The 13,824-nt window shown below is 41.7% G+C and carries 14 protein-coding genes; 8 read left to right on the top strand and 6 right to left on the bottom strand.

Going from position 1 to position 13,824, the window contains the following annotated elements:
- Nucleotides 1-118: 118 nt before the first annotated feature.
- The 4 genes from nadC to AB6735_RS19430 all read left to right on the top strand — a co-directional run bounded on the left by nadC (nucleotide 119) and on the right by AB6735_RS19430 (nucleotide 3,419).
- Nucleotides 119-961, top strand: a complete 843-nt coding sequence (gene nadC / locus AB6735_RS19415) for a carboxylating nicotinate-nucleotide diphosphorylase (protein WP_370997623.1) — start codon at nucleotides 119-121, stop codon at nucleotides 959-961.
- Nucleotides 962-1,090: 129 nt separating this feature from the next.
- Complete coding sequence (gene plsY, locus AB6735_RS19420) at nucleotides 1,091-1,738, top strand: glycerol-3-phosphate 1-O-acyltransferase PlsY (RefSeq protein ID WP_076374174.1); 648 nt, start codon at nucleotides 1,091-1,093, stop codon at nucleotides 1,736-1,738.
- Nucleotides 1,739-1,743: 5 nt separating this feature from the next.
- Nucleotides 1,744-2,544: a M48 family metallopeptidase gene (locus tag AB6735_RS19425; RefSeq protein ID WP_370997625.1), complete on the top strand. Its 801-nt coding sequence runs from the start codon at nucleotides 1,744-1,746 to the stop codon at nucleotides 2,542-2,544.
- Between the two features lie 131 nt (nucleotides 2,545-2,675).
- A complete protein-coding gene (locus tag AB6735_RS19430) occupies nucleotides 2,676-3,419 on the top strand; it encodes a YqjF family protein (protein WP_370997626.1) in 744 nt (247 codons plus the stop codon).
- A 46-nt stretch (nucleotides 3,420-3,465) separates the two neighbouring features.
- On the opposite strand, the gene AB6735_RS19435 is transcribed toward AB6735_RS19430, so the two are convergent.
- Nucleotides 3,466-4,746: an anthranilate synthase component I family protein gene (locus AB6735_RS19435; protein ID WP_370997628.1), complete on the bottom strand. Its 1,281-nt coding sequence runs from the start codon at nucleotides 4,744-4,746 to the stop codon at nucleotides 3,466-3,468.
- A 167-nt stretch (nucleotides 4,747-4,913) separates the two neighbouring features.
- Here AB6735_RS19435 and AB6735_RS19440 point away from each other — a divergent pair, with 167 nt between their 5' ends.
- Complete coding sequence (locus tag AB6735_RS19440; RefSeq protein WP_370997630.1) at nucleotides 4,914-5,330, top strand: lysostaphin resistance A-like protein; 417 nt, start codon at nucleotides 4,914-4,916, stop codon at nucleotides 5,328-5,330.
- Nucleotides 5,331-5,392: 62 nt separating this feature from the next.
- Here AB6735_RS19440 and AB6735_RS19445 read toward each other — a convergent pair whose 3' ends face one another.
- The 3 genes from AB6735_RS19445 to AB6735_RS19455 all read right to left on the bottom strand — a co-directional run bounded on the left by AB6735_RS19445 (nucleotide 5,393) and on the right by AB6735_RS19455 (nucleotide 9,551).
- Nucleotides 5,393-6,670: an adenylosuccinate synthase gene (locus AB6735_RS19445; protein WP_370997632.1), complete on the bottom strand. Its 1,278-nt coding sequence runs from the start codon at nucleotides 6,668-6,670 to the stop codon at nucleotides 5,393-5,395.
- A 38-nt stretch (nucleotides 6,671-6,708) separates the two neighbouring features.
- Nucleotides 6,709-7,176, bottom strand: coding sequence for a Fur family transcriptional regulator (locus AB6735_RS19450; RefSeq protein WP_166089835.1), 468 nt, complete (start codon nucleotides 7,174-7,176; stop codon nucleotides 6,709-6,711).
- A gap of 152 nt (nucleotides 7,177-7,328) precedes the next feature.
- Entirely contained in the window at nucleotides 7,329-9,551 is a 2,223-nt protein-coding gene (locus AB6735_RS19455) for a bifunctional (p)ppGpp synthetase/guanosine-3',5'-bis(diphosphate) 3'-pyrophosphohydrolase (RefSeq protein ID WP_370997634.1), read from the bottom strand.
- Between the two features lie 108 nt (nucleotides 9,552-9,659).
- On the opposite strand from AB6735_RS19455, the gene AB6735_RS19460 reads away from it, so the two are divergent.
- From AB6735_RS19460 to bshB1, 3 genes are read left to right on the top strand one after another with little or no spacing between them, the layout of a single operon-like run.
- Nucleotides 9,660-10,277 (top strand): DUF4294 domain-containing protein, encoded by a 618-nt coding sequence (locus tag AB6735_RS19460; RefSeq protein WP_370997636.1) that lies wholly within the window; start codon nucleotides 9,660-9,662, stop codon nucleotides 10,275-10,277.
- Nucleotides 10,278-10,279: 2 nt separating this feature from the next.
- The gene (locus AB6735_RS19465) at nucleotides 10,280-10,780 is read left to right on the top strand and encodes a glutathione peroxidase (protein WP_370997637.1); all 501 of its coding nucleotides are present in this window, start codon (nucleotides 10,280-10,282) and stop codon (nucleotides 10,778-10,780) included.
- A gap of 14 nt (nucleotides 10,781-10,794) precedes the next feature.
- Complete coding sequence (bshB1, locus tag AB6735_RS19470; RefSeq protein ID WP_370997638.1) at nucleotides 10,795-11,517, top strand: bacillithiol biosynthesis deacetylase BshB1; 723 nt, start codon at nucleotides 10,795-10,797, stop codon at nucleotides 11,515-11,517.
- A gap of 80 nt (nucleotides 11,518-11,597) precedes the next feature.
- On the opposite strand, the gene AB6735_RS19475 is transcribed toward bshB1, so the two are convergent.
- Nucleotides 11,598-12,035, bottom strand: coding sequence for a hypothetical protein (locus AB6735_RS19475; RefSeq protein WP_370997640.1), 438 nt, complete (start codon nucleotides 12,033-12,035; stop codon nucleotides 11,598-11,600).
- A 239-nt stretch (nucleotides 12,036-12,274) separates the two neighbouring features.
- Complete coding sequence (gene lat / locus AB6735_RS19480) at nucleotides 12,275-13,606, bottom strand: L-lysine 6-transaminase (protein WP_370997641.1); 1,332 nt, start codon at nucleotides 13,604-13,606, stop codon at nucleotides 12,275-12,277.
- Between the last annotated feature and the right edge of the window lie 218 nt (nucleotides 13,607-13,824).

Below are 13,824 nucleotides of genomic sequence, written 5' to 3' on the forward strand. Positions count from 1 at the left end.
TTATCGATACCCATCGTTAAACAATTTTCATTTGCATATCTGCACATTTGAAATCTGCACATCAATTTTCATCTGCACATCTTTTTTTCATTACTTTTGAGGTTTAAATTGAATACTCTTGGATAAGGAACTAATACACCATTTTATAATTGAGGCTTTAAAGGAAGATGTTGGTGATGGCGACCATACCTCTTTATCAACTATTCCTGCCGATAGCACCGGTAAAGCAAAACTATTGGTAAAAGACGAAGGCATATTGGCCGGAGTTGAGCTGTCATTGGAGATTTTTAAAATTGTTGATGCCAACCTGAAGGTAAATGTGTTTTTAACCGATGGCGCTGTTATAAAACCTAAAGACGTGGCCTTTGAGGTAGAAGGCAATTCGCAAAGTATTTTAAAAGCCGAACGTTTGGTATTGAATTGTATGCAGCGCATGTCTGGCATTGCTACTAAAACAAGGCAGATAGTTGATCTGTTAAAGGATACCAATACCAAAGTTTTGGATACCCGTAAAACCACCCCGGGTTTGCGATATCTTGAAAAATGGGCAGTAAGGATCGGAGGTGGTGTTAACCATCGTTTTGGTTTGTATGATATGATTCTGATCAAAGATAATCATGTTGATTACGCAGGGGGTATAAGACAAGCCATTGAGAGGGCCAATCAATATCTTATTGATAACAACAAAAAACTGGCCATCGAAATAGAGGTGCGTAACCTGGAAGAGCTTGACCAAGTTTTGCAAACCGGCCATGTGAACCGTATATTATTAGATAACTTTAACTTTGCCGACCTAAAACAGGCTGTTGATATTATTCAGGGCCGCTTTATTACCGAGGCATCGGGAGGGATAACCATTGATAATATACGCGGTTATGCCGAGTGCGGGGTTGATTACATATCGGTTGGTGCATTAACTCACTCTGTTAAAAGTCTTGACCTGAGTCTTAAAGCTATCTGATTTGGAATTGGGATTAACTTCGTTGAGAGCTTCGCCGTTTTCGATTTCGGATTTAGAGTTTAAAGTTTCGGATTTAGAGTTTAGAATTTAACCCTTAGTACCATATCAATTTCGTAATATTGCAGGGAAATGATAACCGTTTATTCAGTTTCAGCGCTCATTCTGGCTTATCTCTGCGGGTCTATACCTACGGCCGTTTGGATAGGGCTGGCTTTTTATGATATTGATGTTCGTGAGTACGGCAGCGGAAATGCAGGCGCAACCAATACTTTCAGGGTGTTGGGTAAAAAGGCAGGCATCCCAGTAATGCTGCTGGATATTTTAAAAGGATGGACAGCCACCAATCTGGCTTATTTTATTGGTGTATCAACCACCGGGCCGTCTAACTCTATAGCTTATACTAATTACGCGCTTGCTTTGGGTATTGCTGCGGTAATGGGTCACCTGTTCCCAATTTTTGCGGGTTTTCGTGGAGGGAAAGGTGTAGCTACCTTATTTGGAATGATTTTGGCTATTCATTTACATGCCGCTTTATTATGTGTCCTGGTATTTGTAATAGTGCTTTTAACTACACGTTATGTATCGCTTAGCTCTATCGCTGCAGCATTTACATATCCTATCGGAGTTTCGTTTATTTTTCCAACGTCTATCCGGTCGGTAGTTATATATGGTATGTGCATCTGCTTGCTCATACTGGTAACGCACCAAAAAAACATCGAACGCTTACTAAAAGGTACGGAGTCAAAAGTTAATTTTTTAAAGAAGAAAACTACCTGATCATCATGAAAAAATTCAGACCTGCCCTTGCTCTGATCTTTATCATTGCATTGTATTCCTGTTCAACAGTACCGTTAACAGGTCGCCGTCAATTAAGCCTGGTAGGCGATGCCGAAGTAAACCAATCGGCCGCTGCCAGCTACAAACAATTATTAACAGACCCTAAAACCAAAGTTGTTAGCAATGGAACCGATGCGCAACGGGTTAAGAGGATAGGCAGTAAACTGGCTGCAGCCATTGAGCAATATCTGCAACAGAATGGTTATGCCAATCAGTATAATTTTCAATGGGAATTTAACCTGATACAAAGCAGCGAAGTAAATGCCTGGTGTATGCCGGGAGGAAAGGTGGCTGTATACAGCGGCCTGTTACCGGTTGCTAATACCGATGCTTATTTGGCCGTTGTAATGGGGCATGAGATTGGTCATGCTATAGCCAGACACTCTGCCGAGCGCATATCTCAGCAAACATTAGCGCAATTTGGCGGCTCACTGGCCGGTATTGCTGTATCCAAGCAATCGCAGGTAATGCAGGGGCTTTTTAGCCAGGCATACGGCGTGGGTACTCAAGTAGTTTTACTAAAATACTCCCGTGACCAGGAATCGGAAGCTGATCGTTTAGGGCTTACTTTTATGGCCATGGCAGGTTATGATCCGCATGAGGCTGTAGGTTTTTGGCAGCGTATGGCGGCTCAAAATAAAGGCGGGGCTCCGCCTGAACTGCTCAGTACTCACCCTTCTGATGCCACCCGTATTGCGAATATCCAACGCCTTATACCCGAGGCTATGAAGTATTACAAGAAATAAAGTAGTGAATAGTGAGTGGTGAATAGTGAGTTTTTTTAGCGTGGGCAAATCCGCTTAGGAAATAGGCTAATATTCATTTTTACTCATAACTCACTATTCCCCATTCACCCTTCACTACTCCCCACCTCACCATGGCTAAGCGTCAATTTTTACGGGCACAGTGGAAAAACCTTGTGATGCTGAATTACGAGGTTGATCCGCAAATACTGGATGCTTATTTGCCGCCCGGAACGGTACTTGACTTATGGCAAGGAAAAGCTCTGGTAAGCATGGTTGGTTTTGTATTTGCCAATACCCGTATGCTGGGCATCAAATGGCCCGGGCATGTAAACTTTGAGGAAGTAAACCTGCGCTTTTATGTAAAATATTTTGAAGGTAAGGAATGGAAACGCGGTGCTGTTTTTGTAAGTGAGATAGTGCCCAAAAGCATGATAGCACTTATCGCCAACAACCTATATAAAGAACATTACAGCGCAATGCCTATGCGCAGTTCTGTTACTTTGACCGGAGACGGGCATACCCAATTTTTATATGAATGGAAATTCAAAGGCAAATGGAACAAATTGGGCGCCACGGCGAATAACCAATTAATGAATATTGAACCTGGCAGTGCCGAAGAATTTATCCTTGAACATTACTGGGGCTATAATAAGCTATCTCATTTTAGTACGATGGAGTATCAGGTTGAGCATATTTCCTGGCAAACGGGTACAGTTAAAGATTATGTTTTTGAAGCTGACGTCGCCGGGCTTTATGGAGAAGCTTTTGAACCTTATCTGAAAAAAGAGCCGGTATCGGTATTTTTTGCTGCCAGTTCTGATATTAAGGTGAGGATGGGGGATAAGATAGTGGTGAAAAGTAAGTCCGAAGTCTAAAGTCTTTAGTTCTAAGTAAAGAAAATAATGACGTGAGACTGTCGACTTACGACTTACGACTGCCAATTTTCCCCAGAACTTCCATAACCGCTTGTGCTTTGAGCAGGCATTCTTCATACTCTTTTTCCGGATCAGCATGGTAAGTGATCGCGCTCCCTGCGTGGAACGAGAGGTATTGTTTTGCTGAGTTGTACAGGAGGGTACGGATAACCACATTCAGATCAAAATCATTATCCGGACTTAAATAGCCGATTGCACCAGAATATACCCCCCGCCTATTGCGCTCATATTGCTCCATCAGTCGCATAGCGCTGATCTTGGGTGCACCGGTCATGCTGCCCATAGGAAAGGTGTTTTTGATGGCCTGTATGGCCGACAAGCCTTCCTGAAGCTCACATACCACGGTTGATATCATTTGGTGTACATACTGGAAACTGTGTATGCCAAATAGCTCTTCGGTTTTAACAGTGCCTTGTCTGGCAGAGCGGGTCAGGTCATTCCGCACCAGGTCAACTATCATTACGTTTTCCTGGAGCTCTTTGGGGTGATTGCGTAATTGTTGTTTGATCAACTCATCGGTCTTTTCATCTGTACCCCTTTTAGCAGTACCTTTTATGGGCTGCGATATCAGCTTAGTGCCACGTTTGGCCAGGAAACGTTCGGGCGATGCTCCCAGTATATAATTGTCCTTCCATTTAAAAAAAGTGCTGAAAGGATTAGGTGAGATTGTATTTAACTGTGTAAATATGGCCAGCGGATCTATCGCGGCTTGCTCCGCAAAAAACTCCTGGCAAAAATTGGTCACGTAAATATCGCCGCGGTTGATGTGCTCCTGAATGCCCTTTACAGCATCAATATATTCTTTCCGGCTAAAGCGGGATTTTAACACGATAGCTGGCTGTTCCCTGGGGATAATTAATTCCTGTTGAGCAATCAGATCGAAAACATGTTCAGGCTCATCGCTGATGATCTCCACTTTACCACCCTTAATGATAATTAAGTGTAGAGGCGCAAAAAAATAAAGATCCGGGAATTGTAAGCCATCCGGATTGACAGATGATAGCTGTTCTGTTTCGTTCTTCAAATCGTATCCTAAAAAACCGGTTATCCACCCTGGATTATTTTGACGAAAAGCTTCCAGTTGATCAAAGGCGCTCCCAACCTGTGCTGTCACTTCATCTTTTACCCCAATAGCTATTAGTGTATCGAATGTACCATAGGGGTCATTAAATCCGTTGGATTCCAGGTAGCAGACGGCATCAAATGATGAGGCCCATTGCAGCGCTTTTTGTTTAAACAGGGGAAGATCTTGAACGGGAATAATCACCCGGCAAAAATAAGCAAGTAAAGTAAAAAGGCTGCATGAAGTGTCTTTTTGTTATCCTATATTGGGTGAATAAATGCAAAGCTTATTCAATGCAATTACTGGCATATCATTTTAAAGAAGGGCTGATCTCAGGTAGGATTAAATTTTACTATGTTTTTTTGGGTTGTTTGATTTTATCTTTTCTGAATAGTCTTTTCTTTGCCTTTATTGCAGACCATTATTTTCCCGAGTCTGACTTGCTCAATAACCCTATCGATAAAGAGTCAGTTCCAGAACAGTTGTTGGTAACCTGCATTTTTGCGCCACTATTGGAAACCTGGTTGTTTATCAGTTTGCCCAATCAATTGATGAATAAATTCGGGATAAAAAATTTATATCTGCTGATCATTATCCCCGCATTATTATTTGGAGCAAACCATTATTATAATCCGCTTTACATGATCGCTATGTTTTTTAGCGGAGTGATCATGAGTTTTCTTTACATTTATTGCAAGCGGATAAAGAACGGCCGTCAGGCATTTTTATATGTTGTGTTGTTGCACGCCTTATATAACCTTTATGCTGTTTTAGCCAGATATCTTTAACCATAAATAACAAAAAAAGCCCTGCATCTATAAGATGCAGGGCTTTTGAATAGCCGATGCATTTAGTGCATTACCAGCGTTTGTTTCCTGTCTGGCCCTACGGATAGGTATTTAACAGGAACGCCAAGCTCTGCCTCTAAATAATCAATGTATGATTGTAATCTGGCAGGGATCTGGTTTAATTCGGTAATACCGGTAAGATCTTCTTTCCATCCATCAATTTCTTTCAAAATGGGCTCAGGGCTTACCGAGCAAATATCGTAAGGCATGTAATCGATCTTTTCGCCCAGGTAGTTGTAGTGGGTACAGGCATATATTTTATCAAAGCCGCTTAATACATCGGCTTTGGTCATTACCAGTTGGGTAACGCCGTTAAGCATTATAGCGTATTTTAAAGCAGGCAGGTCGATCCATCCGGTACGGCGTGGCCTTCCGGTGGTCGCGCCAAATTCATGGCCCGTTTGGCGTAATTCCTCGCCTGTTTCGTTCTCGAGTTCGGTTGGGAATGGTCCTCCGCCAACACGGGTACAATAAGCTTTAAAAATGCCTATTACCTCGCCAATTTGTTGCGGTGCTATACCTAAACCTGTACAGGCTCCGGCAGCAGTGGTGTTTGAGGAAGTAACAAAAGGGTATGAGCCAAAATCAATATCCAGCATAGCGCCTTGTGCGCCTTCTGCCAGTACTTTTTTACCTTGTTTTATATAATTGTTAACTAAATGCTCAGAGTCAACCAATGGAAACTGGCGCAACAATTCAAGCGCTTCAAAAAACGCGGTTTCACGCTCAGAAAAATCAGCTACTTCGCCGTATAATGATTGTAGCATGGATACATGCTTATCAACCAGTTTCTGGTAACGTTCTTTAAAATCGGGCAGGGTGATATCACCTATACGTAAGCCGTTACGACCGGTTTTATCCATATAAGTTGGACCGATACCTTTTAAGGTTGAACCAATTTTGCCATCGCCCATCTTTTTTTCGTTAGCGGCATCAAGCAACTGGTGCGTCGGTAATATGAGGTGGGCTTTTTTAGCTATCAGCAAATTCTTTTTCGCTAACAGGTCATGCCCGGCATCTTTTAGTTTTTCTAATTCTTTTTTCAGTGTGATCGGATCGATCACTACACCATTACCGATCAGGTTCATGGTGTTCTCAAAAAATATACCTGAAGGAATGGTATTTAAAACGAATTTTTTACCGTCAAATTCCAAAGTATGCCCGGCATTGGGGCCGCCCTGGAAACGTGCTATCAGGTCATAACCTGCACTAAGCACATCAACAATTTTTCCTTTACCTTCATCGCCCCATTGGAGGCCTAATAATACGTCAACAGCCATTTATGTAAATTCAGAGTATGATATTAAGGGGGGCAAAGTTATGCTTTTCTGTCACAATTACCGTCTCTTAATTTGGTGCAATTACCATAAAGATTAAGGGAGTGGTGTTTGATATCAAATTTCAGGATGTCGCCCATCATGCTTTGTATCTGCTGTATGCGCGGGTCGCAAAACTCAACCACTTTGCCGCAGTCAATGCAAATAATATGATCATGCTGCTTATAGCCGTATGATTTTTCAAATTGGGCCATGTTTTTACCAAACTGATGTTTGGTAACCAGATCACATGATACCAGTAATTCCAGGGTATTATAAACGGTGGCGCGGCTTACACGGTATTTTTTATTTTTCATGTGGATGTATAATGACTCCACATCAAAGTGATCGGTACGCGAATAAATTTCTTCAAGTATAGCAAAACGCTCGGGCGTTTTACGCAGGTTTTTGTTTTCGAGGTAAGCCTCAAAAATTTTTTTAACCAACGCTATTGTATCCTGCTGAGGCATAATTATCTATTAAAGAGTCAAAGTTATTAATAAAAGATAGAATCAGGAAATAAGAATCAAGAGGATAAGAATCAAGAAGGGAGAGTCAAGAATCAAGAAAGAAGATGCATCCAGTTTTTCTTGATTCTTGTCTCTTGATTCTTGCCTCTGTACTAAGATGCTTTTTCAATTGCCGAATCGAAACGGTTTACGGCGGTGATACCCTTAACCATTTTCAGGTTTTTGATCAGGTTATCCAGATGCTCGGTATCATTTACATATACCATGAGCGAACCTTCAAAAATGCCATTGTCGCTATCAACCGTAATAGAGCGGATATTTACCTTAAAATCCTGTGATATTACCGTAGTCAGTTTATTGATCAATCCCACGTCGTCGATACCGGTAATGCGCAAACCGGTTAAAAATGCCAATTCCTGTTGGTTTGTCCAGCGGGCCTTTACAATCCGGTAGCCATAGTTGGCCATCAGTTTGGCAGCATTAGGGCAGTTGGTACGGTGTATCTTGATGCCATCGCTTACGGTAACAAAACCAAACACATCATCACCAGGGATAGGGTTGCAGCAATTGGCCAGTTTATAGTCAATCTTTTGCATATCCTCGCCAATGAGCAATATGTCGCTATCTTTAGCTTTGATGTTGCGCAGCAGGCTATGTACCTGCTCCTGCTCAATTTTATCCTGTGGTTTATTTTCAATTACTTTTTCTGAGGCCTGGTACTCCTTCAGATCCTTCATGTCAATGATGCCTTTGGCAATATTGTAAAACAGGTCCTGGGTTGTTTGCAGTTTAAAAAAGTAACTCAGCTTATGTATGTTTTCAGAGTTGTAAGTGATCTTGAGCGATTTTAACTTGCGCTCCAGTATCTCCTTGCCATCTTCGGCAATTTTCCGTTTTTCTTCTTTTAATGCCGATTTTATTTTGGCTTTTGCCTTAGCGGTAACCACAAAGTTCAGCCAGTCTTCCTTAGGCGTTTGTTTGCCCGAAGTAATGATCTCTACCTGGTCGCCATTTTGCAGTTTATAGCTCAGCGGTACCAGTTTGTGATTTACTTTGGCGCCAATACAACTGGCGCCCACATCGGTATGTATCTCGAAGGCAAAATCGAGCGCTGTAGCGTTTAAAGGCAATTGGATCAAGGCGCCTTTAGGTGTAAAAATGAAGATCTCATCGCTGAAAAGGTTCATTTTAAAATCATCCAGAAAATCGAGCGCGTTGGAGTCGGGATTTTTAAGCATATCCCTCACCTTTTGTACCCATTGATCAAGGCCGCTGTCGGTAGTCGATTCTTTGTACTTCCAGTGCGCGGCAAAACCTTTTTCAGCTATCTCATTCATCCGTTTGGTACGAATTTGCACTTCAACCCATTGACCGCGGGGCCCCATTACCGTGGTATGTAATGATTCGTAACCATTGGCCTTGGGCGATGAGATCCAATCACGCAGCCTGTCGGGATTAGGACGGTAGAGATCGGTAACTATCGAATAGGCTTTCCAGCAATCAGCCTTTTCATTTTCAGGCGTACTATCCAATATCACCCTGATGGCAAAAAGATCATATACCTCTTCAAAAGGTATCGATTTTTTCTTCATCTTGTTCCATATGGAGTGGATGGATTTGGGGCGGCCAAAAATATCAGCCTCCAGGCCCTGGCCCAGCAACACCTTTTTTACCGGCTCAATAAAATCGCGGATAAACTTTTCACGTTCTGTCTTTTTCTCGTTGAGCTTAACTTTTAAAAACTGATAGGTTTCCCGCTCCATGTATTTCATAGAGAGGTCTTCCAGCTCAGATTTTATGGTGTATAAACCCAGCCTGTGTGCCAATGGGGCATATAAATAAACGGTTTCTGACGATAGTTTAAGCTGCTTATCGCGCGGCATAAACTCCATAGTCCGCATGTTGTGCAAGCGATCGGCCAGTTTGATCAAAATCACCCGCACATCATCGGCCAGGGTAAGCAGCATCTTGCGAAAATTCTCGGCCTGTAATGAGCTGTTGGTGTCAAATACGCCCGATATTTTGGTAAGCCCATCAATGATTTTGGCTACCTTTTTGCCAAACTCCATTTCGATATCATCCAGCGTCATGTTGGTATCTTCAACCACATCATGCAGCAGGGCACACACAATGGAGGTGGTACCCAGGCCTATTTCTTCGGCCGCTATTTGTGCTACGGCAATAGGATGGTATATATAGGGTTCGCCGCTTTTACGGCGCATGTCTTTATGGCTTTCCAGGGCCATATCAAATGCTTTACGGATCATGCGCTTATCGCCCTTTTGCAGGGTCGACTTACAGGCGCGCAGCAAAGCCCGATATCTTTTTAATATCTCATTTTTTTCCGCTTCCAGGTCAATCACTAACTCTTTCATATGCTGATATTGATGGCATTACTTGATAAACTTGTAATTATAAATTATTATTACAGATTATATTGAAATACCACAAAAAATTGCTTTAATTTTGTTTTAAGTAAAATTATGAAATTTATTGGTTTTCTGTTCTTGTTTTGTTTCGGCATCGTGGGCGCGCTAAAAGCCCAGACAGATAAACCAGCACCCGTAACTTTAGGCAAAAATGATACCATCAAAACGGCCATGACCGATCTTGACGGAGAACTGGTACCCTGGATAGTTACGCCCGAAGTGAAAATTGTTGATACACGTATATTTGCCAGTGAAGCCGACCGTATGGCTTATAACAGGTTACGGTATAATGTGTTCAAAGTGTTGCCTTACGCGCGTTTTGCGGGGCAGCGGTACCGCCAGTTGCAACGCGACCTGGCACTTACAGGCGATAAGCACAAACAGAAAGAATTGGTAGCCGCTTGTGAAACCGAAATAAAAACATTGTTTAACAAGGAAATAAAAAATCTGACAATTAGTCAGGGTGAGGTATTGATTAAACTGATTGACCGTGAAACCGGAACCACCAGCTATACGATGGTTAAAGAGCTTAAGGGTGGTTTTAAGGCCTTTATGTTTCAATCAGTAGCCAGCATATTCGGCCATAACCTAAAGGAAACCTACGACCCGGAGGAGCAGAAAGATATCGAGGCTATATTGAAACAGGCCGGATATAATTCCACTAACAATTAATAATGGATAACAATAGTATCTACAAGTTTAATGTGCAAACATTAAACGGGGAAGAGATTAGCCTGTCGGCTTATAAAAATAAAGTTCTTTTAGTAGTTAACACCGCCTCTCAATGTGGTTTTACCCCTCAGCTTAAGGACCTGGCCAACCTAAAGGACCAGTTTAAGAATACGGATTTCGAAATACTTGCTTTCCCCTCAAACGACTTTGGCGGACAAGAACCATTGGAAGGCGAGGCGATAGCCACTTTTTGCGAAAATGCAGGAGCCAATTATCCCGTATTTGAAAAGATAAGAGTACGGGGCCCCTACGCTCATCCTCTATACCAGTTTTTTGCTAATAAAAAAGATAACGGTAACCTGAAATCTGTTCCGCGGTGGAACTTTCATAAATTTTTGGTAGATCGTACTGGTCATGTAACCGATTTTTATTATCCGTTTACCAAGCCCACATCTTCAAAGATCAGGAAAAAGATCGAACGCCTTTTACAGGCCTCTTTATAATTCAATACATATTTATGCTTAAATTAGATATATTAGTTTTATCGGTTCATCCCGACGATGCCGAACTTGGATGTTCCGGTACTATTTTAAAACACATTGCCCTGGGTAAAAAGGTAGGCATTGTTGACCTTACGCGTGGCGAATTAGGTACCCGTGGTTCAGCCGAGATCCGAGACCAGGAAGCAGCAGCATCGGCAAAAATATTGGGTTTAGCTGTAAGAGAAAACCTGGGTTTACCCGATGGGTTTTTTGAAAACACAAAGGAATACCAGTTACAGGTAATATCAGCCATACGTAAATATCAGCCTTCTATAGTAATAACCAATGCTTATCATGACCGTCACCCTGATCATAAGCGCGCTGGTGAACTGGTGGAAACAGCCGCTTTTTTATCGGGCTTACGAAAGATTGAAACTACAGCAGATGGAGTTTTGCAGGAAGCCTGGAGGCCTAAGCTTGTTTTGCATTTTATACAGGACAATTATATAAAACCCGATATTTTGATTGATGTAACCGATTACTGGGATAAAAAGATTGAAAGTATTCATGCTTTCGGGTCGCAATTCTTTAACCCCGAATGGGAAGGTGAACCCCAAACCTATATATCTTCGCCTGAGTTTATTAACGTTGTGGCGGCCCGGGCTATGGAATTTGGCAAAAGCATCTCTGTTAAATATGCTGAAGGCTTTACCAGTAGAAAAATTTTAGGTGTAGATAATTTATTTTCGTTGAAATAATATCTTTATTAATCTATAATAAATAAGCCGCGGGTTATATAACACCGCGGCTTACTAATAATATGTAAGTAGTTTAATTATTAGGCTTTTATGTATTCGAAGCGATTGTTCTCATGGCTTCTTTCTCTTCTCAGCTTATTTTCATTAGCCAGTTTTAACAAGATGCCCGAAAGTTCGGATGTTTTAAAATCAGAGTCAAACTGTTCTTTGCAATAGCTCGCGATAGCTGATATAGAACGCGAAACATCAAAAAAGTCAGTACCCAATAACTGGTTGAGTATTTTGGTGGCTCCTGGCTTTTTACGGCCTGGTATACCAAAATTTTCATCATCTGAACGTATTCTGCGCCCTTTTTTAAGGAATAGTTCGGCTCCGTCCGTATCCACTCTGTCAGATTCAATCATTACATCTAATAACCGATCGATAATCCGAACCTGTACAGATTCTGATTGGAATGAATTAACAACTTCCGCTACTTCAACAAGTTGTTTTTTTAATTTCTCTATGTGTTTGCTCATGACGTAAAAAGGATTGATCTGTACTCTTTTAATAGGGGGATATTACAAAAGTAACGGAAATAATAATTAAAAATATAGCGTATTTTGTCTAAAAAATAGTATATATTAATATATCACTCTTCTTTACCCTCCAAAAGTATCATTTCACCCTTTTAGGTGCATGGTTGACCACATATTAAATACAAAAAGCCTTTATTCTATAGAATAACTAATTTGCCTGTAACGATATTATTGCAGTATTATAAGGTACGCGATATTTTTTCGAGCATATCCAATCCAAGGTCAATGTGTTCTTTTTCAATGATCAGCGCCGGCCTGAAACGTATACTTTTTTCACCGCATCCCAGGTACATGATATTATTTTGCAGTCCTTGCTGTATAAAAGTATCCCGCTTGTTTTTATCTGGAAAATCAAAAGCGGTTAATAATCCTTTGCCGCGTACGTTACTGATAATTGAAGTACGTGAGGCGATATCACTCAACTGCTCCTGTAAATACTCACCCATTTTGGCGGCATTATCGCAAAGGTTATCTTCTTCCATGATCTCCATGATCTTTGATGACCGTACCATATCAACCAGGCTGCCGCCCCAGGTGGAGTTGATGCGGGACGATACCCGGAAAACATTATTTTCCACCTCATCAACCCGGGTACTGGCCAGTATGCCGCATACCTGCATCTTTTTGCCAAAGGCTAAAATATCCGGACGCGCCTTTTCGCCAAAATGCTCATGACACCAGAATTTGCCGGTAAGGCCAACACCTGTTTGCACTTCGTCATATATCAGCATGGCTTCGTATTCATCAGCCAGTTCCCTTAGTTTTTCCAGAAACTCCCTGCGCACATGGTTGTCGCCGCCTTCTGATTGTATGGGCTCAATAATAATGGCGCATATATCATCCTTATTCTCGGCAAAGGCGGTCCGGATCTGGGAAATGCTGAATTGCTCTCTTTGTACCAGGTCATCATGATTGGCATCGCTGTACGGAAAATTTATTTGTGGTACTGATACCCGCGGCCAATCGAATTTGGCAAACCATTTTGTTTTGTTGGGCTGAGTATTGGTTAAGCTTAAAGTATAGCCGGAGCGACCGTGAAAGGCCTGCTCAAAATGCAGTATTTTGTGCCCTTTTTCTTTCGTGTAGCCCTTCGCGAAGTTTTTTTGTACTTTCCAGTCCATGGCAACCTTAAGCGCGTTCTCGATAGCCAGTGAGCCCCCGGCAATAAAAAATGCATGAGGGAGATAATCAGGTATGCCCACCCGGGAAAATGTTTCAACAAACTGCGCGTACTGCGTGGTATAGATATCGGAATTTGAGGGGTTAGTTAACGCGGCCAGCATCAGGTTTTTTTTGAACTCTTCGTCGTTGATCATTTTAGGGTGGTTATAGCCCAAAGGAACGGAAGCGAAGCAGGTAAAAAAATCAAGCAGTGTCCGGTTATATTTAGCATCGTAAATATAAACACCCTTACTTTTTTCCATATCAAACGTAAGATCAAAGCCATCGGCAAGCACATGCTTCTGTAGGGAAGCCTGGACATTTTCGGGAGAAACAAGTAGGTTGTACATATAAATTTGGTTTAAACAAATTTACTAAAATGTGCCTAAAAATAAAAATTAGGCGGTTTTTGAACCGATTGGCAAAAAAGTAACTTTAAATTGTTTAAAGTTACTTTTTGTACCAAAGCCAAAAGTAGTATACCGGAATGCTCCGCCGATTTTGTTATCGGCACCTCCGAATTATTCCTAAAACCGACATAATTGGGGGAGGTAAGCGCAAAATAATT

The sequence above is a fragment of the Mucilaginibacter sp. RCC_168 genome (assembly GCF_041355315.1).
Taxonomy (GTDB): Bacteria; Bacteroidota; Bacteroidia; order Sphingobacteriales; family Sphingobacteriaceae; genus Mucilaginibacter.